18 protein-coding genes are annotated in these 19,870 nt (G+C 61.2%); 6 read left to right on the plus strand and 12 right to left on the minus strand.

Annotated features, from left to right (window positions below; translation table 11 throughout):
• Window positions 1-13: 13 nt before the first annotated feature.
• Together EMO90_RS11650 and EMO90_RS11655 are read left to right on the plus strand one after the other, a co-directional pair.
• Window positions 14-667 (plus strand): response regulator transcription factor, encoded by a 654-nt coding sequence (locus EMO90_RS11650; protein WP_150354900.1) that lies wholly within the window; start codon window positions 14-16, stop codon window positions 665-667.
• A gap of 117 nt (window positions 668-784) precedes the next feature.
• Window positions 785-1,735, plus strand: coding sequence for a sensor histidine kinase (locus EMO90_RS11655; protein WP_150395004.1), 951 nt, complete (start codon window positions 785-787; stop codon window positions 1,733-1,735).
• A 303-nt stretch (window positions 1,736-2,038) separates the two neighbouring features.
• Here the strand turns inward: EMO90_RS11655 and EMO90_RS11660 are convergent, their stop codons facing one another.
• From EMO90_RS11660 to EMO90_RS11675, 4 genes are all read right to left on the minus strand, one after another.
• Window positions 2,039-3,244, minus strand: coding sequence for a M20 metallopeptidase family protein (locus EMO90_RS11660; RefSeq protein ID WP_150354902.1), 1,206 nt, complete (start codon window positions 3,242-3,244; stop codon window positions 2,039-2,041).
• A gap of 267 nt (window positions 3,245-3,511) precedes the next feature.
• Window positions 3,512-4,192 (minus strand): methionine ABC transporter permease, encoded by a 681-nt coding sequence (locus tag EMO90_RS11665; protein WP_150354903.1) that lies wholly within the window; start codon window positions 4,190-4,192, stop codon window positions 3,512-3,514.
• The gene (locus EMO90_RS11670; protein WP_150354904.1) at window positions 4,189-5,400 is read right to left on the minus strand and encodes a methionine ABC transporter ATP-binding protein; all 1,212 of its coding nucleotides are present in this window, start codon (window positions 5,398-5,400) and stop codon (window positions 4,189-4,191) included. Before EMO90_RS11670 ends, EMO90_RS11665 begins: the two co-directional genes overlap by 4 nt.
• A gap of 120 nt (window positions 5,401-5,520) precedes the next feature.
• Window positions 5,521-6,495, minus strand: a complete 975-nt coding sequence (locus EMO90_RS11675) for a MetQ/NlpA family ABC transporter substrate-binding protein (RefSeq protein ID WP_150354905.1) — start codon at window positions 6,493-6,495, stop codon at window positions 5,521-5,523.
• Window positions 6,496-6,798: 303 nt separating this feature from the next.
• On the opposite strand from EMO90_RS11675, the gene EMO90_RS11680 reads away from it, so the two are divergent.
• Together EMO90_RS11680 and EMO90_RS11685 are read left to right on the plus strand one after the other, a co-directional pair.
• Window positions 6,799-8,364, plus strand: a complete 1,566-nt coding sequence (locus EMO90_RS11680) for an MFS transporter (RefSeq protein ID WP_150354906.1) — start codon at window positions 6,799-6,801, stop codon at window positions 8,362-8,364.
• 247 nt (window positions 8,365-8,611) lie between these two features.
• A complete protein-coding gene (locus EMO90_RS11685; RefSeq protein ID WP_150354907.1) occupies window positions 8,612-9,457 on the plus strand; it encodes a Cof-type HAD-IIB family hydrolase in 846 nt (281 codons plus the stop codon).
• Window positions 9,458-9,498: 41 nt separating this feature from the next.
• Here the strand turns inward: EMO90_RS11685 and pcp are convergent, their stop codons facing one another.
• From pcp to EMO90_RS11700, 3 genes are all read right to left on the minus strand, one after another.
• A complete protein-coding gene (gene pcp / locus EMO90_RS11690; protein WP_150354908.1) occupies window positions 9,499-10,155 on the minus strand; it encodes a pyroglutamyl-peptidase I in 657 nt (218 codons plus the stop codon).
• Window positions 10,156-10,227: 72 nt separating this feature from the next.
• A complete protein-coding gene (locus EMO90_RS11695) occupies window positions 10,228-11,178 on the minus strand; it encodes a DUF979 domain-containing protein (RefSeq protein WP_150354909.1) in 951 nt (316 codons plus the stop codon).
• Between the two features lies 1 nt (window position 11,179).
• On the minus strand, window positions 11,180-11,887 hold the full coding sequence (locus tag EMO90_RS11700; RefSeq protein ID WP_150354910.1) for a 5-oxoproline transporter, DUF969 family subunit: 708 nt from the start codon (window positions 11,885-11,887) through the stop codon (window positions 11,180-11,182).
• A 154-nt stretch (window positions 11,888-12,041) separates the two neighbouring features.
• Between EMO90_RS11700 and EMO90_RS11705 the strand changes: the two genes are divergently transcribed.
• Window positions 12,042-12,581 carry a peptidylprolyl isomerase gene (locus tag EMO90_RS11705; RefSeq protein WP_150354911.1) on the plus strand — a complete coding sequence of 180 codons (540 nt, stop codon included), beginning with the start codon at window positions 12,042-12,044 and terminating at the stop codon, window positions 12,579-12,581.
• Window positions 12,582-12,809: 228 nt separating this feature from the next.
• Window positions 12,810-13,817 (plus strand): Gfo/Idh/MocA family protein, encoded by a 1,008-nt coding sequence (locus EMO90_RS11710; RefSeq protein ID WP_150354912.1) that lies wholly within the window; start codon window positions 12,810-12,812, stop codon window positions 13,815-13,817.
• A gap of 106 nt (window positions 13,818-13,923) precedes the next feature.
• Here EMO90_RS11710 and EMO90_RS11715 read toward each other — a convergent pair whose 3' ends face one another.
• From EMO90_RS11715 to EMO90_RS11735, 5 genes are all read right to left on the minus strand, one after another.
• Window positions 13,924-14,907 carry a D-2-hydroxyacid dehydrogenase gene (locus EMO90_RS11715; RefSeq protein WP_150354913.1) on the minus strand — a complete coding sequence of 328 codons (984 nt, stop codon included), beginning with the start codon at window positions 14,905-14,907 and terminating at the stop codon, window positions 13,924-13,926.
• Window positions 14,908-15,005: 98 nt separating this feature from the next.
• The gene (locus EMO90_RS11720) at window positions 15,006-16,175 is read right to left on the minus strand and encodes an aminotransferase class I/II-fold pyridoxal phosphate-dependent enzyme (RefSeq protein WP_190972100.1); all 1,170 of its coding nucleotides are present in this window, start codon (window positions 16,173-16,175) and stop codon (window positions 15,006-15,008) included.
• A 725-nt stretch (window positions 16,176-16,900) separates the two neighbouring features.
• Window positions 16,901-17,479 carry a haloacid dehalogenase-like hydrolase gene (locus EMO90_RS11725; protein ID WP_150354914.1) on the minus strand — a complete coding sequence of 193 codons (579 nt, stop codon included), beginning with the start codon at window positions 17,477-17,479 and terminating at the stop codon, window positions 16,901-16,903.
• A gap of 129 nt (window positions 17,480-17,608) precedes the next feature.
• Window positions 17,609-18,124, minus strand: a complete 516-nt coding sequence (locus EMO90_RS11730; protein WP_150354915.1) for a very short patch repair endonuclease — start codon at window positions 18,122-18,124, stop codon at window positions 17,609-17,611.
• Window positions 18,121-19,635, minus strand: coding sequence for an MFS transporter (locus EMO90_RS11735; protein WP_150354916.1), 1,515 nt, complete (start codon window positions 19,633-19,635; stop codon window positions 18,121-18,123). The genes EMO90_RS11730 and EMO90_RS11735 overlap by 4 nt, the downstream gene beginning before the upstream one ends.
• Window positions 19,636-19,870 lie beyond the last annotated feature (235 nt).

Consider the following 19,870-nt stretch of genomic DNA (forward strand, 5'->3'; position numbering starts at 1 on the left):
ATTCAGGGTTGAAATGAAAATAGGAATTATAGATAATGACACTCTTGCATTAGAAGCTTTAGCAACAAGACTAAATTATTATGATAAATATAATATTAGTTGGACTGAAACAAGCGGTAAAAGTGCTTTGCACATATTTTTCGATATGCATAAATATGTTGATGTTATACTAATTGATATGAGCATGGAAGATATATCTGGCGCAGAATTATGTCGATCTTTTCGCAAAAGATCTTCTTCTGTTGGGATTGTGGCAATAACTTCATTTAACTTGATCACATATAAAGAATCTGCTATTCGAAATGGTGCACAAGCCATTGTTTCAAAATCTGACATTAAGACAATAATGACATCTCTTGAATACGCTTCAAAAGGTCAATCATACCCACCACAATCACAGTTCCAAAATGCCAATGATTCTTTTTTACGCCTTCAACACACTCCAGAACCATTAATAATGCTCGTTACTTTACGCGAAGCACAGATATTGGATAAAGTGGTTCTTGGCATGACAAATAAAGAAATTGCTGAAGCATTAGGAATAGGTGAAGAAACGGTTAAAACGCATATCAAAAGTGCTATGCATAAAATCGGTGCAGCTAATCGAGTGAGAGCAAGCATTTTATGGTCAACTCTAGGGGATGATTATTTTGAACATTACAAATAATAGACTATTAAATATTACTATATGGTTTGTCTTTATTTTTTTAGTATCATTGATATTATTATATCCCCGGCATCTCATGCGATATCCTGGATATTAATTACAATTGAACTAACTAGCATGATCGCAATAATTAAATATCCGAATATAGCTTGTACAATTATTCTTATCGTATATATATTAGGATTAATTATTCCGTTATCAAATTCTGCATTATTATGGCCTTTTTTGTATGCCTTAATGTTACTTATGTTCAAAGATAGAAAAATACAAGTTTTTCTTTCTACATTAATTATGAGTGCAATCTATTACTATAAATGGTATTTTAGAAATACAGATGACTATAATCCCAGCGGCATAGTTGCAATATCACTTCTATTTATCATTTTAGGATATCAAGCCAATAACTACAATAAGAAAAACATCGAATTAAGGAAAACTCAAAAAATCAGAGAACTTGAGCTTAAAGAGAATATATCTATCAATCTCCACGATTCTATCGCAAATCAATTATCTTTTATAATTCTATTAGCCGAAAACGAACATAACGATAGTACAAATCATGGATTATCCTATTCATTAATTGAAAAAAGTGCGAAATCTGCTTTACAATCTACACGCCAAATTATCAATATGCTTATCGACAATAAGTATAACAGCGTTAATAATATACAATGGGTAGAAAAAATGCTAGACCTAACTACTCAAAGCAAATATAAACTTGACGCAATGAAAATTTATGGAAGATCTTCTATGCAATGGGAAAGTATTTCTCTTTTATCGCCCGAAAAACAATCATTTATTTTTTCATTATTAGAAGAAATATATTATAACATAATAAAACATTGTAATCAACAATGTGAATACTTTATCACCGTAAAACAGTTCAATGATTATATTTATATAAGTGAGATTAACACAGTAGATAAAGAAGGAAAATCATCTCCCATTTTTAAAAGTGGAAGAGGACTTTCCTTCAGAAAGAAACAAATAGAAAAATTCAATGGAACGCTTAACTATGGACAAGAGAATATGATTTGGTCATTATACGCTCGCATGCCTATTTCTTAGCAAAATAAATGCTGAAATATTTTAGGACACATCAAATCTATAGTTGCAACAATACCTTTTTCGACTATATTATCAGTTTTATTATTTTGATTATTTACAAATAAGCTGTTACAAATCAGTGCCACTACACAAGTCATAGATGCTAATATTTTCATGTGCATAAATATAACTGTTCTACGACTTAGACATTTTCCGTGAACAAAACACTCAAGAACAAAACGAGCGAAAACCGTGCAATATCAACGAAAACACCTCTCCCCCATGTGGGGGAGAGGTGTCAGGCACAATCAGCCGACTTACTCGTTACGCCAGTTCGCTCAGCAGACGCAGCGCGGCGTTGGCGTAGAAGTTCACGGCCGGCTCGATCGCGCCATCGAGGCCGATGAAGTTCGGGCTGTGCCAGTCGGGGCATCCGGGCTCGCCGTTGGAACCGATGAAGGCGAAGGCCACGGGGATGCGGTTGGAGAACTCCTCGAAGTCCTCGCCGGCCATGGACGGGCGGATCGGGCGCAGTTTGGCGTAGGCGTGCACATCGTCCGCGAGGATCTGGCTGAGCTTGGGATCCCCCACCAGCGGCTGCTGGAGCACATTCCAGTCGATGTCGGCGTTGATGCCGTAGGCGCGGGCGGTGGACTCCACCTCGTCGCGGAACCGGCGCTGGACGATCTCCTGATCGGCGCGGTCGAAGAAGCGGACCGTGCCCTGGAAGCCGGCCTCGGCGGGTACGACGTTCCACACATCGCCGCCGTGAACCTCGGTGATGGACAGGACCACGGCGTGGAACGGCGAGATGTTGCGGCTCACGATGGTCTGCAGGGACAGGATCATGCTGGCCAGCGCCTCGATGGGTCCGGTGCCCTTATGCGGGTAGCCGGCATGGGTGCCGGTGGCGTGCAGGGTCACGCGGAACTTGACGCAGCCGGCCATCATGGGCTCCACGCCCACTGCCACCTCGCCCGGCGCGTAGTTGGGGTTGTTGTGGGTGCCGACGATCGCATCGAGATCATCCGCCACGCCCGCCTCGATGCACCGGCGGGCGCCCTCCCCCAGCTCCTCGGCCGGCTGGAAGACGATCTTCACGGTGCCCGCGAACCGATCGCGATGGGCGGCGAGCCAGAAGGCCGCGCCCAGCAGGCCGGTCATGTGGAAGTCGTGGCCGCAGGCATGCATCACGCCGTCGTTGACCGAAGCGTACGGCAGACCGGTCTCCTCGCGCACGGGCAGACCATCGATGTCCGCCCTGAGTCCCACGCGCGGGCCCTTGGCGTCTGAGCCGTTCGCGGTGCCATGGATCAGCCCGATCACGCCGGTTTCGAGTGGCTTGGGCAGGTCCATCACCTCCACGCCGTGATCCCTCAGCTGCGCGGCCAGATACTTGCTGGTCTCGAACTCCTTGAAACTGCGCTCAGGATGGGCATGCAGATAGTGGCGAATCTCCACGAGCTCGGGATCGAGGGGGATGCGGACGGGGGTGAAGAATGCGGCGGATTGAGCGGATGCAGTGGTCATGATTGCGATTCTAGTCTTGGTGTTTGAATGGGTTGCTCGTCGAGCTGGGCAGTGGTCTCGGCAGCATGAGCAGTCCCCCGCTGTCATCCTGACCAGCCCCCGCGGTCATCCTGAGCGCAGCGAAGGATCCTTCGTCATTACGCGCGGATGGATTGGACGGGTAGATTAAGGATCCTTCGCTATGCTCAGGATGACGAGGGGGCCGCCCTACGGCTCAGCGCTCAGGATGACCGAAGAAGGACCGCTCAGGGGTGGCGGAGAGGCCGTCTACCGCTTGAGCAGGCGCTTGGCGATGGCGTTGGCCACGCCCTGCACCACCTGCACGAGCACGATCATGATCGCCACGGCAGTCCAGGTGACGCCTTGATCGAACTTCTGGTAGCCGTAGGCGATGGCGAAGTTACCCAGACCGCCGCCGCCGATGTAGCCGGCCATCGCGGACATGTCCAGCACGCCGATGAACAGGAACGCGTACGCGAGGATGAGCGGGGCGAGGGCCTCGGGAATGAGGACGGTCCACACGATCGTGAGCTTGGAGGCGCCCATGGACCGCGCGGCCTCGATGATGCCGGGGTCCACGGTAACGAGGTTCTGCTCCACCAGCCTCGAGGTGGCCATGGTGCACATCACGCACATCGGGAAGATGGCCGCGACCGTGCCGATCGACGTGCCGACCACCTTGATCGTGACCGGCTGCATGGCCGCCAGGAAGATGATGAACGGGATGGGTCGGATGATGTTGATGATGAAGTCGAGGATGCGGTAGACGATCGCGTTCTCGAAGAGGTTGCCGGGACGCGTGCCGTAGAGGATCACCCCCAGGACGAGTCCCAGGAAGCCTCCGATCAGCAACGTGGTGAGGACCATTTGCAGGGTCTGCACCACGGATTCGGCGAGGATGGGCTTGAGCACCTCCCAATTGGTGGTGCCGGCGGCGAGGGTGATCATCGTGCTGCTCCTTCCGTGGATGCAAGGTTGCCCGTGGATGCGTTCGCGGTCGCCGCACCAGCCGCCGCGCCGGCCGCCGCCACGACCTGCGTGCGCTGCTCGGCGAGGGCGCGATCGTATGGCACGGGGTTAGCCGCGGTGCCGAAATCGACCAAATCGCTTTCGCGGCCCAGATCGTCCAGGAACGCCGTGAGTTCGGCGTCCGGCCCGCTGAATTCGTAGGTGATGGCGCCGATGCCCTGCCCGGACACCGTGTCGATGCCGCCGTAGAGCATGGAGGTCCTCACGCCCGGATGGCGGGCGATCGTGCTGGAGATGTTCTGGCCGGAGGCGGGGATCACGCCGCCGTCGCGGGCCACGTCCTGCTGACGGATGATCACGGAGACGATGCGGCCGGCATTGTCGCGGCGCATGTGGTCCACGCGCTCCTCGTCCGGCAGCCCCCTCAGGGCGGTGGCGATGAAGCGCTTGGTGACGGGCTCATGCGGGGCGGCGAACACGTCGTACACATCGCCGCGCTCCACCACGCGGCCCGCGCTCATCACGGCCACGCGGTTGGCGATCTGCTGGACCACGTTCATCTGGTGGGTGATGAGCACGATCGTGATGCCAAACTGTTCGTTGACGCGCTTGAGCAGGTCCAGCACCTCGCTGGTGGTCTCCGGGTCGAGGGCGCTGGTGGCCTCGTCGGCGAGCAGGATCTGTGGGTTGGTGGCCAGGGCGCGGGCGATGCCGACGCGCTGCTTTTGGCCGCCGGACAACTGCGAGGGGTACTTGTCCGCATGCTCCTTGAGTCCCACGAAATCCAGCAGTTCGGCCACGCGACGGTCCTGATAGTCCTTGCGCCAGTGGTCGAGCTTGAGCGGGTAGGCGATGTTCTGCGCCACGGTCTTGGTGGAGAACAGGTTGAACTGCTGGAAGATCATGCCGATCTTCTGGCGGATGGGCCGCAGCTTGCCCTCGCTCAGCTTGGTGATGTCCGTGCCGAGCACGGTGACGGTGCCTCCGGTGGGGCGTTCGAGCGCGTTGATGAGGCGCACGAGTGTGGATTTGCCGGCGCCTGAGTATCCAATGATGCCGAAGATGTCACCCTGATTGATCGTGAGCGTCACATCGTCCACGGCCCGGGTGGACTTGCCGCCCTTGCCGGCCTCGCGGTCCTTGAATTCCTTGACCACGTGGTCGAACACGATGATCGGTTGGGCCATGCTGGGTCCTTTCCTTTGTTGCTGATGGGGCTGCCGGCCATGGGCGGACATGGAGGAAGGCGGCGCCTTGGTGTGGGCGCCGCCTTCCCGCGCACGGGACCGGTGCGTGTGATGGAACGGTTACTTGCTGGCCGCCTTGGCGTCCGCCTCGATGTCCGCGAGGAAGCCCTGCAGCTGCTCGGCGGTGTACTCGTTGGCGGAGATGGCGGTGTTGCCGGACTTCTCCTGAAGGGCGTCCTGGACATCCTTGGAATCCTGGAAGATCTTGACGAGCTTCAGGTAGGTGGGGTTGTTCACGTCGGCCTTGCGGGCCACGAAGGCGTTGATGTACGGGCGGGCCTCGGGGCCGTTGGCCTCATCCTTGAACACGGACTCGTCCAGCTTCAGGCCGGCGTCGGCAACGTAGTCGTTGTTGATGATGCCGCCCGTGACCTGCGGGTCGCTCAGCGAGTTGGCCACCTGCTCGGCCTTCAGCGGGGTGACCTTGACCTTGCTCTTTTCGGTGTCGATGTCGGCCGGGGTGGAGAAGGCGGTCCATTCGCCCTTGAGCTCGATCAGACCGGCGGTCTTGAGCACGCCGATGGCGCGGGCCTGGTTGGTCTCGTCGTTCGGGATGGTGATGGTGTCGCCCTGCTTGATCTCATCGACGGACTTGACCTTCTTGGAGTACAGGGACAGCGGGTAGGTGGCGGTGCCGCCGATGGGCTGCAGGTCCTTGTTGTTCTTGACGTTGTAGTTGGCGAGGTAGAGCAGGTGCTGGAACTCGTTGAGGTCGAGCTCGCCGGAGTCGAGCGCCGGGTTCTCGGAGGTGTAGTCCTGGAAGTCCACGAGCTGGATGTAGATGCCCTGCTTCTCCGCCTCGGCCTTGAAGGCCACGAAGTCCGGATCGGTGGCACCCACGACGCCGATCTTCACCGGGTTCTCCTTGGAGCCCTTCTCGGCGGAGGCCGCGTTGCCGGCGAAGGCGCGGTAGCCGAAGAAGCCGCCGAGCACGACGGCCAGGACGACGACGATGGCGATGATCGTGTTGCGCACAGTGTGGTTGACGCGGACCGGCTCCTGCGGATTGACCGGCTGCTGGGTTGCTGCTGTCATGTGATTTTCCTCTCTCGTTTTCCGCTCCCCTTGAGCGAAGCTGATACTAGGCTAAGCGCCGAGCCTCGTCAAAATGGCGGAAATCGGCCGATTGGCCTATATGCGCTGCTTATGGCGGCTTCCCAGCCGCTGTGGCGCCGGGGACTGATAACACGTTCAAACCCGGCTTTCGGCAATCTACATGATCGGATAATGAGATAATAATGATCGAATGGTGATCGATTGACGATTATCACCGCATGCCGCGGCAACAGCCGGCGACATCATACCGCTCATACTATCGGCGCTGATATCGTTTTACGCATGACCGAAGCAGCTCATACCACCTCATCGAACGCACCCCGCCAGCCACGCCACGTCACCATCGCGAACAGCGTGGGGTTCGGCATCGGCGACTTCTACGGCGGCGGGCAGACCACACTCACCGCCACCTACCTGTCCCTGTTCTGGACGCGCTTTTGCGGACTGGACATCCAGACCGCGCAGGGCATCATCGGCGGATGCACGGTATTGGGCGCATTCCTCGCCCTGTTCTTCGGCACCCTCTCGGACAACCTCTACCGCTATCCGGTGGGTCGGCGCTTCGGCCGCCGACGCCTCCTCATGCTGATCATGGCCCCCTCCCTGCTCGTGGGCGTATTCCTGTGGATCCCCGGACTGCCCGCCGCGGTCTACTGCCTGATCTACGTGGCATGGATCGCACTGTTCCAGATCTTCATGACCGCCTACAACGCGCTGCCGGGCGAGATGACCACCGATTTCAGGGGCCGCACGCTGCTGAGCACCACACGCCTGTACATCTCCAACGGGTCGAGCACGCTGATCCCGCTGATCGGATCGGCCATCCTGTCCGCGCGCGGCGAGGACCATCCGTCCAGCTACCAGCTGTTCACCATCTCCTTCACGATCATGTTCGCGCTGGCCATGTTCGTCTGCTGGAAGACCACGTGGGAGATGAGCCCCGAGGAGGCGGGCTTCGGCGCATGGGTGGGCGTGCCGCACGAGCACAGGCGCATCGGCTTTACGGGATGGATGCGACGGGCCGGGATTGTGGCGCACGACTACGCCTCCACATTGCGCATCCGCGCGTTCCGCCAACATCTGGGCATCTACCTGCTGCTCATGTGCGCGATGGACGTGTTCGGCCAGACCTTCGCCTACTTCGTGATCTTCGACTGGGGCCAGTCGGCCGCGTTCGCGTCCCTGCTGCTCACCATGACCGTGCTGGCCCTGCCGCTCATGCCGGTGTGCAACTGGCTGCTGCTCAACTTCGGTCCCCGGCGCGTGTATGCGATCGGCTTCACGGGCATCGGCACGGGCGCGGTCATGATGATCGCCGCATGGCTACTGCGCGTGACCGGGGTGCTGACCGGCACCGCGTGGATGGTGTTCACGGTGGCCGGCACCGTGGTCTTCTTCGCGTTCCGCACCTCGGCCGGTTTCATGCCCTGGCAGCTGTTCCCGCTCATCGCCGACGTGGATCAGATCGTCACCGAACGCAGCCGATCGGCCACCTTCGCCGGCGTGCAGGCCTTCTTCCGCCAACTGTGCTCCGGCGTGGTGGCGATGGGTGTGGGCGGCGTGCTGGCCCTGACCGGCTTCGACGCGACGCGCGACGCGCAGCCCATGAGCGCGCAGATCGGCCTGGCCTGCTCCACGGGCGGCATCTACCTGCTGGCCGTGACGATCGGCTGGGTGATCTCGCGCCGGCTGAGGCTGGACCGCGCGACCGATCTTGAGCTGCTGCGCGAAACCGACCGCCTGCGCGGCGGTGGAGCCAAGCGCGATGTGGACCCGCACACCCGCCGGACCGTGGAGGAGCTGACCGGCGTGAAGTACGAGGACGTGTGGCCCGACGCGAAGGCGTAGGGCGGACGTCATCCTGAATGGTCCACCCGGTCATCCTGAGCGAAGCGAAGGATCCTTCGACTACGCCCTCCGGGCTTCGCTCAGGATGACGAGGGGCCACTTTCTGTCATCCTGAGCGGAGCGCAGCGGAGTCGAAGGATCCTTCGCCATTCCGCACTGGTCATTCATGCGGGAGTGTTAAGGATCCTTCGCCTCCGCCCTATCGGGCTCCGCTCAGGATGACAGAAAAAGCCCATAGAATGAAGGCATGAGCATCACCTCCGCCTTCTTCGACATCGACGGCACGCTGACCAGCTTCACCGCGCACGAGGTCCCCGCCTCCACGCTCCGGGCGCTGAAGGCCCTGCGCGAGTCGGGCGTGCGCATCTTCATCTGCACCGGCCGCTCCCCCAGCCAGGCCATCAAGGTGCTGGACACCATTCCGGTCGCCTTCGACGGTTACGTGACCTACAACGGCCAGTACTGTCTGCTGGACGAGCATCTGGACGAGCAGGGCACCGCGCAATCCGCGGGTGAGGGCATCCGCCGCAGCCGCGTAATCGCCGAGCATCCGCTGGACCGGGAGGATCTGGCGCTCATCCTCGACTGGCTCGCCGCGCACCCCACGGTGGTGAGCAACTTCGGCGAGCGCGATTACGTGTACTTCAACCAGGTGGACGAGCAGATGCGCGCCACATGGAGGAGTCTGGGCAAAACCGCCCCGAAGGTGTACGTGGACAGTCCTCGGCGCGCGCTCGATCATCCCACGTATCAGGTGAGCCCGTACATCACGGCCGAAGAGGAAGCGGCGCTGGTCGCCACGCTCCCCCATGTCACGGGCGTGCGATGGCATCCGGCCTTCACCGACCTGATCCCCGCGGACGGCGGCAAACCGGCCGGCATGCGCGTGTTCCTGGACCACTTCGGACTGGACATGGCCGATGCGATCGCATTCGGCGACGGCGGCAACGACATCACCATGATCGAGGCGGCCGGCATCGGCGTGGCCATGGGCAACGCCACCGAGAATGTGAAAGCCGCCGCGGACCACGTGACGGATGACGTGGACCACGACGGCATAGCCAACGCGCTCAGGCGTTTCGGGGCGCTATAGACCGCGCTATAGGGTCCGCGGGCCCGGCGCCCGGGCGACGCTCAGTGCGTCTCGCCCATCGCGCCGGTGGGGTCGCCGGACTGCGCGGAGCCGAGCACGGCGGCTTCCACGGCGGCCTCAAGACCCTTGGCGATGGTCTCCAGCGGCAGGGACGGTGTGCCGTTCGGCTTGTCGATCAGCTGGCCGGGCTCGTAGGGCACGTGGATGAAGCCGCCCTTGACGCCCGGGAACTTGCGGTCGATCAGGTACAGCAGGTTGTACATGATGCTGTTGCACACAAACGTGCCGGCCGTGTAGGAGACGAACGCGGGCAGGCCGTGGTCGCGGATGTTCTGGACCATGGCCTTGACCGGCACGGAGGAGAAGTAAGCGGTGTCGCCATCCTCGCGAAGCGGCTGGTCGAGCGGCTGCTCGCCGTCGTTGTCCGGGATGCGAGCCTCGGCGAGGTTGATCGCCACACGCTCCACAGTGAGGGTGGAGCGGCCACCGGCCTGGCCCACGCAGATCACGATGTCCGGCTTCACGCGGTCCATCGCCTCCTCCAAGACGGTGGCGGAGCGGGTGTAGACGGTGGGGACCTCGAGCTTGACGATGTCCGCGCCGGCGATGGTGTCCGGCAGGAGCTTGACGGATTCGAAGGCCGGGTTGACCTTCTCGCCGCCGAACGGGTCGAAGCCGGTGATGAGTACTGTGGTCATATTGGTTTCCTTTCTGTTGTCCGGATCTGTTGTCAACCGCATTGTCTGCGCCGCAGCGCGCCGCGGCCAATGCTACTTGGCGATGAGCATGTAGATGATCTGCACGACGATCATGACGAGAGCCGGCAGGATCTGGTTCTTGATGACGCCGAAGCGGTCCTTCATCTCCAGCATGGCCACGGGCACGATGTTGAAGTTCGCGGCCATCGGCGTGAGCAGCGTGCCGCAGTAGCCGCAGGTGAGGGCGAGAATGCCGATCAGCGCCGGGTTGGCGCCGTACGCGAGCACGAAGGGCGCGCCGATGCCCACGGTCATCACCGTGATGGCGGCGAAGGCGTTGCCCATGATCATCGTGAACAGCATCATGCCCAGGGCGAACACGATGATGCCGATGGTCACGTTGCCCTGCGGGATCACACGGCCCACCAGGTCGGCGATCACATCGCCCACGCCGGCCTTGGTGAAGATCGCGCCCAGCGAGGCGAGCAGCATGGGCAGCATGCACAGCGCGCCCATGGCGGACAGCAGGCGCTCGGAGTCGTTGAGGAACACGATCGGCTTGTTGGAGCGGTTGTAGAAGTACAGGATCACCACGCCCACGATCACGCCGATCGAGCAGCCGGTCAGGGCGCCCAAGTCCTTGATCAGGGCGCCGATGATGGCGAACACGCCGATCGAGAGCGCGGGAATGAAGATCTTCATGCCGATGGCCTGGTAGTTGGCCTCGGATTCGGCCTTGGTGGGGCCCGGATCGCTGTTCTTCTTGACCTTCTGGAAGATGGCGGGCAGGACCATGACCACGATGATGACGCCATTGGCCACATTGGGGATCCAGCGGCCGAACGCCATCTCCACGCCCAGCAGGACCCAGAACAGGCAGGTGCCGTAGCGCGAGATCACGTCCTTCTTGTCGTCGCGGAAGTTGCGCACGCCGGCGTACACGGAGATGAGGCCCATGACGATGTAGAACACCTCCATGAGCTTGGTGCCGTAGGTGATCGACGGATCGGTGAAGAACTGCATGTCAGGCCTCCTTGGCGGTTGCGGACTGGGCCGGCGCATTGCCGTAGTACTTCGCGCGCAGGCGACGGTCCTTGACGATGTAGTACGCGGCGGCCACGCCCACGGCGATCACGGCCACGGGGATCTCGATCAGGGCCATCTGCAGCAGGTCCACGTCGTAGCCGAGCGGCTTCATGGTGGACTGGACGAGCAGGGCGCCGGACGTGCCCACGAACAGCACCTGGCCGAAGAACCAGGCGACGTTCTCCATACCGGAGGCCATGCCCTTGAGCTCCTCCACATAGTCGTCGTTGATCTCGCGGCCGGACGCTTCGATCGCGCCCGTGCACATGGGCATGATGATCGGGCGGACGAATCCAGCGACGCCGCCGAAGCTCACATTGAACGCGGCGAACACCAGGCGCATCACGCCGTACAGGGCGATGATCACGCCGGGCGTGGCGTTCTTCGCCTTGCCGATCAGCGCGGCGGCCGCGTCCTTCAGACCGTTGCGCTCAAGGGTGCCCACCACCAGCAGGATGATGATGAAGATGGCCATCGACCGGTTCGAGACGAACGAGCTGCCCAGCGTGGTCAGGAAACCGTCCACGCCGATGCCTCCGACGAGGGCCGTCACGATGGCGGCGATGAAGATAATCAGGATCGCATCGAGTTTGAGCGCGAAGCCCACGATGACGATCAGGATGCCCAGAAGAACCAGATAGTTCAAGGCACGTCCTTTCTCTTACTTTTCTGCGTAATCAACGTAGTTGCGCAGGTGCGCCAACAGTAGCGCGCCTGTGTTTCGCCGCCGACAACAATGTTCCGACGACTGACGTCACACCTTTTGGGCTTTGTATGCGCCGCATGCGAAACTGAACCACATGACTACCGTTATTATGCACACCTCCGAAGGTGACATCAAGATCAACCTGTTCGATGACAAGGCCCCCGAGACCGTGAAGAACTTCGTCGGGCTGGCCACCGGCTCCAAGGAGTGGACCGATCCGATCACCGGCGAGAAGAGCCACGACCCGTTCTACAACGGCCTGACCTTCCACCGCATCATCAAGGACTTCATGATCCAGGGCGGCTGCCCGCTCGGCAACGGCACCGGCGGCCCCGGCTACAACTTCGACGACGAGATCGACCCGTCGCTGACCTTCGACAAGCCGTACCTGCTGGCCATGGCCAACGCGGGTCTGCGCCGCAACCCGTTCACCGGCGAGGTGCACGGCACCAACGGCTCGCAGTTCTTCATCACCACCGTGCCCACCACGTGGCTCAATGGACACCACACCATCTTCGGCGAGGTCGCCGACGACGAGTCCAAGGCCGTGGTGGACAAGCTGGAGGCCCTGCCGACCGACCGTTCCGACGCGCCGCTCGAGCCGGCGATGATCGAGACCGTCGAGGTGCTGTAGGCAGCTCTCCCTTTCCCCGGTCATCCTGAGCGGAGTGAAGCGTAGTCGAAGGATCCTTAACCTTCGCACGAATGACCAATGCGACATGACGAAGGATCCTTCGACTCCGCCCTATCGGGCTGCGCTCAGGATGACAAAGCAGAACGTCATCCTGAGCGGCCCTCCCCGTCATCCTGAGCGCAGCGAAGGATCCTTAATCCCACACACACCCACAATCAAGGAGGATTCATGGGCAAGCCACTCATCAATGTGGCGATTCTGGGCGCGGGACGCATCGCGCACCACATGGCGGAAACGCTGGTCAAAATGGCCGCCGATCCGCGCTATTCCACTTTGGTGGCCCCCTACGCGGTGGCCGCGCGCGACGGCGATCGGGCCCGCGCGTTCGCCGACCAGTACGGATTCCCCGTCTCGTACGGATCGTACGAGGAGCTGGTGGCCGATCCGAACGTGGATCTGGTCTACATCGCCACGCCCCACAGCCTGCACGCCGAACAGGGCAAGCTGTGCGTCCAGGCTGGCAAGGCGGCGCTGGTGGAGAAATCGTTCGCGGCCAACGCGGCCCAGGCGCGCGATCTGCTGGATGCGGCCGAGAGCGCCGGCGTGCTGGTGACCGAGGCGATCTGGACCCGGTACATGCCCTCTCGCGCGATGATCGACGAGATCGTGGACGCCGGGCTGATCGGCGAGGTGAAGTCCGTGAGCGCGGATCTGAGCTATCCGGTGTCCTTCAAGGCCCGCATGACCGATCCCGCGCTGGCAGGCGGCGCCCTGCTCGACGTGGGCGTCTACCCGCTCAACTTCATCGACATGGTGATGCGCGGCCGCACGCCCGAGCGCGTGGCGAGCACGTTCGTACCGTATGAGACCGGCGTGGACGCCTCAAGCAGCACCACGCTGGTGTACGGCGACGGCACGATGGCCGTGGCCACCAGCTCCATGCTCACCGTGGGCGACCGCCTGGGCCTGATCCGCGGCAGCGAGGGCTACGTGACATGCGAGAACATCAACAACGTGGAGCGCGTCGACATCTGGAACAAGGATCATAAGCTGGTCGCCAGCCGCGAGGTGCCCGAGCAGCTCACCGGCTATGAGTACGAGGTGGCGTCCGCGGCCCGCGCGCTGCTGGACGGCCGGACGGAGTGCCCCGAAATGCCGCACGCGGACACGCTGCGGATCATGGAGCTCATGGATTCCATCCGCGCGCTGTGGGACGTGAAATTCCCGTTCGAGTGACGCATGTCCGCTGATGCGGCAACCTGATGCGGCAACGCGAATCGGCCGGGTTCCAGGACTGGAAAGCCTGGAACCCGGCCGATTCGCATTCTCCGCGCCGCTTGCCCTACCGGCGGCGGTTCCTGAGTTCCCGTCCGGCTACGTAGTTGACCACGTTCTCCAGCGCGATCGCGATGATGCGGTCCTCCGTGGCCTTGAGGTGCATGCCGCCGGCCACATGCGGGGTGATCACGCAGTTCGGCTCGCGCCACAGGGGATGGCCGGCCGGCAGCGGCTCCGGCTCGGTCACGTCAAGTCCCGCGCCGGCGATCCGACGCGCGCGCAGGGCCTCCAGCAGTGCATCGGGATCGATCGCATCGCCGCGGCCGGCATTGAGCAGGATCGCGCCCGGCTTCATCAGGGCCAAACGATCGGCGTTGATCAGATGATGGGTCTGCGGCGTGGACGGCACGATCGACACGACCACATCGGCCGCCGGCAGCAAAGCATCCAGCTCGTCGAAACCATGCATCGACTCGAAGCCATCGGCCAACTTGGCGGCATTGCGGCGCACGCCGATCACATGCGCGCCCACGGCGGAGGCCAGGCGGGCGAAGTGCGAGCCGATGTCGCCGGCGCCGATCACCAGCACCGTCGCGCCGTCCGGGCTCATCGCGCGGCCCTGATCGGCCCATGTGCCGGTGGCCTGCTGGTCGCGGTAGGCCGGCAGATGCTTCATCAGCGTCCACATCAGGGCGAACAGATGCTCGGAAACGGTCTGTCCATAGGCTCCCGAGGCGCTGGTGACCTTGACGCCCTCGGCCAGCACGCCCGGCTTGGTGTAGGCGTCCACGCCGGCGGACCACGTCTGGATCCATTCAAGGTTCGGGTAGTCGGGGGCGTCGGCGGCCGGGATATTGCCGATCACGGCAGTGGCTGCGGCACGGAGTTCCTTGGGCACGACGGCTTTCCAGACCATGCGTCCGCGCTGGTCGGGCTCCCCCACGAAGTGCTGGGGGATGCCGGGTGCGGCGGCGAGGAACCGGGCGCGCTCCTCGTCGGTGAGGGGCAGGCAGTTGACGATCACACGTGTTTCATTGTCATTGCTCATGCGCCCAGTGTACGTCACGGGGATGCCGGCCCGGGCGACGGCCGAACCGGCACGCCACCCGGCACGCGTCGGCTACCGCAGGGACGCCACGCATCGCGTTACCGCAAGGACGCCACGAAATTGCCCATGCGCTCAATGCCCTCGGTCAGAGCCTCGCGCGATGCGGCATAACTCAGGCGCACATGCGTGTCCGCGGTCGCCTTGCCGAAATCGCGTCCGGGGGTCAGCGCCACGTGGGCCTCGTCAAGCGCACGCTCGCAGAACGTCCAAGCGTCCAATCCGGTCGATTCCACGGAGAAGTAGGCGTAGAACGCGCCGTTCGGCTCCACGTCCACCGGCAGGCCGATGCGCTTGAGACCATTGACCACCAGCCGGCGACGGCCCAGCAGTTCCTGACGGCGCTCCTCGCACACGGCAAGCGTCTGAGGCGTGAAGCAGGCCAGCGCCGCGTACTGGGTGGGCGTGTGGGCGCACAGGAAGTAGTTCGTGGCCAGATCGTCCACCTCGTGCAGCATGTATTCGGGCAGTACGGCCCAGCCGAGCCTCCAGCCGGTCATGCCGAAAAACTTGGAGAAACTGTTGAGCGTGATCGCATCCGGATCGGCGGCAAGCACGGTCTTGACCTCGGTGCCGTCCGGCTCGCGATCGGCCAGATCCAGATAGGTCTCGTCCACGATGCGCCAGGCCGCGCGCTCACGGGCCAGATCACAGATGCCCTTCAGCGTGTCGAACGCGATGGTGGTGCCGGTGGGGTTGGACGGCGAGGTGATCATCACGGCCTTGGTGCGCTCCGACCAATGCGCGTCCACGCTCTCAGGAGTGAGATGGAACCGGGTGGCGGCGGAGGTGGGCACGTCCACCACCTTGCCGCCAAAGGATTTGACGAGCTCGCGGTTGCACGGATAAGAGGGATCGGCCACGATCACCTCATCGCCGGGATCCACGGTGGCGGCCACGGACAGCAGCAGCGCGGTGGATCCGCCGGCGGTGATGATGATGCGCTTGGGGTCGATGTCCACCTGATGGCGATCGTGGTAGAAGCCGGCGATCGCCTCCCTGAGCTGCGGCAGGCCGAACGCGGCCGTGTAGGGCAGCGGACGACCATCGTACAGTTCGCGCATGGCGTCGCGTACGGCTGGCGGGGCACCGAAATCGGGTTCACCGAGCGACAGTTTGATCACGTCAATGCCGTTCGCGATCATCTGGTCGGCCTTCTCGCCGAACACCATGGCCCTGAACGGCTCCGATTCGATCGCGCGGCGAGACATGGTCGGGTGGGGCACAGACAGGCTGGGCGCAGACGGGCTGGATGCCGCAGGACGCGGCTGCTGTGCGGACATCGTCGATTCACTCATGCTTCGAGTTCTATCCGCCGCATCAGACAACGGGCGCCGTGCGGCTGTTGCGACGTCCACCATACGGTTCGGACGCGCTCTTGCCGCGGTCATGCCACGGTCATGTCGCGGTCATGCCGCGGTCATGTCGCGGTCTTGTCGATTTCGGATGCAAATTCGGACGCAGAAGCCCCGGTCTGAGCCACCCGGTGTCACCCGGTCTGAGTCACCCGGTCTGAGTCTCAAAATGCATCCACTTTCAGAAATGGATGCAGATTCGGACGCAGGACACCCGGTCTGAGTCTCAAATCGCAACCCTTTCCGGAAATGGATGCGAATTCGGACACGCCATGCCCCATCCGTGTCTCATTTCGCATCCCATTTCAAAACTGGATGCGAAATCAGACACAGAGATACCGGCTTGAGTTCGAGATGTGTTCGGGATGTGTTCGGTCTGTGTCTCAAACCGCAACCCCTTTCGAAACCGGATGCAATTTGAGACACAGGATGCCCGATGCGCACCCGATTTGCGTCTCAAATCGCAACCCTTTCCGGAAATGGATGCGGTTTGAGACGCAGGCGGGGCGCTCAGCGTCTCAAACCGCAACCAATCATGCGCGGGCCAGCAGCGAATCGATCGCAGGCCAGACGGCGGCCGGCTACTTGACGCGGCGAACGCGCTCCCCCTTGACCAGATAGGCCCGGCGGGCCATGTCGATCATCGGCTGATCGTACAGGGCATCGGTGTAGAACTCGTCCACCTGAGTGCCCTCCCCCAGCATCTGCCGCAGCCGGATGCGCTTGTTGTCGCCGAAGTTGAGCCACGTGACCTCGTGCGTGACCGGGTCGACCGTGGACGCGATGCATGTGCGGATGCCGAGTCGCCGGCAGGCCTCCTCCACGATGATGTCGAAGGACGCGGTGAGCACCACATCGTCGTACCGGGGCGTGTACCAGCGCTTGATGCGATGGATGTTGCGATCCCAATACTCGTCGATGAGGCGGTACACGTTCGTGCCGGGAGTGGCGTCAAGGGCATCGAGATATCGCCGGCCGACCGCCGCGATGGCCACCTCGAGCCTGTCCAGGCTGGCGCGGTTGAGCTTGTAGTCAATGGCATTGTGCAGCACGGGCGGCATCACGGTGAGCACCTTGGGATACCGGCGTGCGGTGAACAGGTAGAAGTCGAACAAACTCTCACCGCGGTATACGGTTCCGTCGAAATCGACCACGCGCACTATGCAGTCCTCCCTGGCTCACCTATCCCTTGTTCTCCATCAGCACCATAGCATCGAACCGCGCAGACAGTTCTAAGACGGATGCGGAGACGGCGGTACGGGCATTTTTCATCACAAAACCATCACAATTCATGTCCGTGGTTCAACAGATTCCACCCTGGCGTCGATTCGTGCCTCAGATGCGGGCACGGACGCGGTGATCTCACTGTACAACCGCTCCAGCCGCTCCTCACGGGTGGCCTTGGCCAACTCGCACTCCCACACCACGATCACCCGCCAGCCCATCGCCTCCAAGGCCTTGTGCTGGGCCACATCCCGCTCACGGTTGCGCAGGAGCTTCGCGCTCCAAAACTCCACGTTGGATTTGGGCATGGAATGCTTGGAACAGCCTGGATGCATGTGCCAGAAGCAGCCATTGACGAACACGATGGCATGCCATTTGGGAAGCACCACATCCGGATGTCCCGGATAGCGCTTGTCGTTCTTGCGGAAACGCAGCCCGCGCGCGAACAGGTAACGGCGCACCAGCACCTCGATGGAGGTGTTGGTGGCCCGGATGTGCGACATCGTGTAGCTGCGCGTGCCCCGCTCGTATTTCTCCTGCCGTTCGCGCCCCTTGCCTTGCCCTTGCCCGCGTTTGGTCACGCGGCCATCCTAGACCCGCCTCCTGGCACGGATTTACGGGCACGATCGGCCCGAATGCGGAAGGCGACGGCCAAGCATGCCCAGCCGATCACGCAGATCAGCGTCATCACGCCGAAGGTCCACATACCTCCCACGGCGGTGGCGTGCGCGAATTCCGGCGTGCCCTCGCCGAATCCGACGGCCACGGCATGCGCCTGAGACATGGACAGGATTGTGGAGAACAGGGCGGTTCCGGCCGCGCCGCCGAACTGCAGACCGGTGTTGAAGATCGCATTGCCGTCCGGAGTGAACTCGCGCGGGATCTGGCTCAGGGCGCTGGTCATCACGTTCGGATTGCCGAGCGCATAGAAGAAACCGAAGATGAAGTAGAAGCCGGCCAGCAGCGCGGGGGTGAGCCGCAGGGCGAACACGCACAGCAGCAGGGGGCCCAGCGCGGCGATGGCCAGCGGGATCAGGATGGGCTTCACAGCGCCGAAGCGATCGTAGAACCATCCGCCAAGCGGCGAGCACACCGCGCCGACCAACGCGCCCGGCAGCACGAGCGCGCCGGCGAGGAAGGCGTCCGTGCCGAGCGACAGCTGCGCCACGTTGGTGATCACATAGCCGAAGCCGATGCCCACGATCGGCAGGATCATGTATTCCACCCAGTGCAGCAGCACCACGGGATCGCGCAGAATGCCCAGTCGCAACAACGGCGAGAACGCCTTGCGCGTGGCCAGGCAGAACGCGACGAGCGAACCGACGCCGATGACCAGACTCGCCACGGCGATCACGCCGGAACGCATGGCGGAGCGACCGGAGACCAGCGCGCCCACGGCGACGCCGCTCTGGTTGAGCGCGAGGATCATGCCCACCAGGGCCAGCACGATGAGCACCAGCTGAATCGGATCGAGATAGGCATCCTCGGTGGGGGCCTTCTGCTCGATACACATGACGCCGATCACCGCCGCCACACAGACCAGCGGCACGGCGGCCACGAAGATCGCACGCCACGGCAGCACACTGGTGACCGCGCCTCCCACGGTGGGCCCGATGGCGGGGGCCACGGTGATAACCAGAGAGCCCACGCCCATGAGCCGGCCGATCTTGCTGCGCGGCGACTGCTCAAGGATGATATTGACCATGAGCGGCGTGGCGATGCCCGAGCCGATGCCCTGGATCACGCGCGCGACGATCAGCATGGGGAACGCGGTGGCGACGATCATGATGAGCGAACCGACGATGGCGAGCGCCACGGCCGCGAGGAACAGCCGCTTCAGACGGAAACGGCGCTTGAGGAACGAGGAGACCGGCATGGTGGCGGCCACGGCGAGCAGGTAGATGGTGGTGATCCACTGCACGGTGGCGGTGTCGACGTGGAATTCGCCCATGAGCTGCGGGAACAGCACGGTCATGACCGTCTCGGTCAGGATGCCGATGAAGGCGAGCGATCCAACGGCGACGATGGCTCCGATGAGCTTGCCGGGGACGCGTTCGGATGCGGTGGAAACTGAAGGCGCATGGTCTGACATGGTTCACCTCGTGAAGTCGAAAAGGTTGCAACGATTGGAATGTGAGGCTTGCCAGCCGGCGCGAGGCCACGCATCAGTGTAGCATCATGCGGTCTAGGGGTCGGCGTGCCCGGGTTCTAAATAGAAGCGCAACACCCGCTCTATGGTTGGAAGTGTTCAAGTTCAACCCAGGAAGGTGCTGCGCCCATGAAGAAAGTGTATTCCCACCTGTCGGCCGAGGAACGCGTTCGGATCG

Source organism: Bifidobacterium vespertilionis (assembly GCF_008698145.1).
Classification (GTDB): Bacteria; Actinomycetota; Actinomycetes; order Actinomycetales; family Bifidobacteriaceae; genus Bifidobacterium; species Bifidobacterium vespertilionis.

Bases quoted from the DNA above. Each gene is read 5' to 3' on its own strand.
- EMO90_RS11650 (WP_150354900.1), top strand. From the start codon at position 14: ATGAAAATAGGAATTATAGATAATGACACTCTTGCATTAGAAGCTTTA.
- EMO90_RS11710 (WP_150354912.1), top strand. From the start codon at position 12,810: ATGGGCAAGCCACTCATCAATGTGGCGATTCTGGGCGCGGGACGCATC.
- EMO90_RS11720 (WP_190972100.1), bottom strand. From the start codon at position 16,175: ATGTCTCGCCGCGCGATCGAATCGGAGCCGTTCAGGGCCATGGTGTTC.
- EMO90_RS11735 (WP_150354916.1), bottom strand. From the start codon at position 19,635: ATGTCAGACCATGCGCCTTCAGTTTCCACCGCATCCGAACGCGTCCCC.
- EMO90_RS11660 (WP_150354902.1), bottom strand. From the start codon at position 3,244: ATGACCACTGCATCCGCTCAATCCGCCGCATTCTTCACCCCCGTCCGC.
- EMO90_RS11665 (WP_150354903.1), bottom strand. From the start codon at position 4,192: ATGATCACCCTCGCCGCCGGCACCACCAATTGGGAGGTGCTCAAGCCC.
- pcp (WP_150354908.1), bottom strand. From the start codon at position 10,155: ATGACCACAGTACTCATCACCGGCTTCGACCCGTTCGGCGGCGAGAAG.
- EMO90_RS11695 (WP_150354909.1), bottom strand. From the start codon at position 11,178: ATGCAGTTCTTCACCGATCCGTCGATCACCTACGGCACCAAGCTCATG.
- EMO90_RS11655 (WP_150395004.1), top strand. From the start codon at position 785: ATGATCGCAATAATTAAATATCCGAATATAGCTTGTACAATTATTCTT.
- EMO90_RS11705 (WP_150354911.1), top strand. From the start codon at position 12,042: ATGACTACCGTTATTATGCACACCTCCGAAGGTGACATCAAGATCAAC.
- EMO90_RS11680 (WP_150354906.1), top strand. From the start codon at position 6,799: ATGACCGAAGCAGCTCATACCACCTCATCGAACGCACCCCGCCAGCCA.
- EMO90_RS11715 (WP_150354913.1), bottom strand. From the start codon at position 14,907: ATGAGCAATGACAATGAAACACGTGTGATCGTCAACTGCCTGCCCCTC.
- EMO90_RS11670 (WP_150354904.1), bottom strand. From the start codon at position 5,400: ATGGCCCAACCGATCATCGTGTTCGACCACGTGGTCAAGGAATTCAAG.
- EMO90_RS11685 (WP_150354907.1), top strand. From the start codon at position 8,612: ATGAGCATCACCTCCGCCTTCTTCGACATCGACGGCACGCTGACCAGC.
- EMO90_RS11675 (WP_150354905.1), bottom strand. From the start codon at position 6,495: ATGACAGCAGCAACCCAGCAGCCGGTCAATCCGCAGGAGCCGGTCCGC.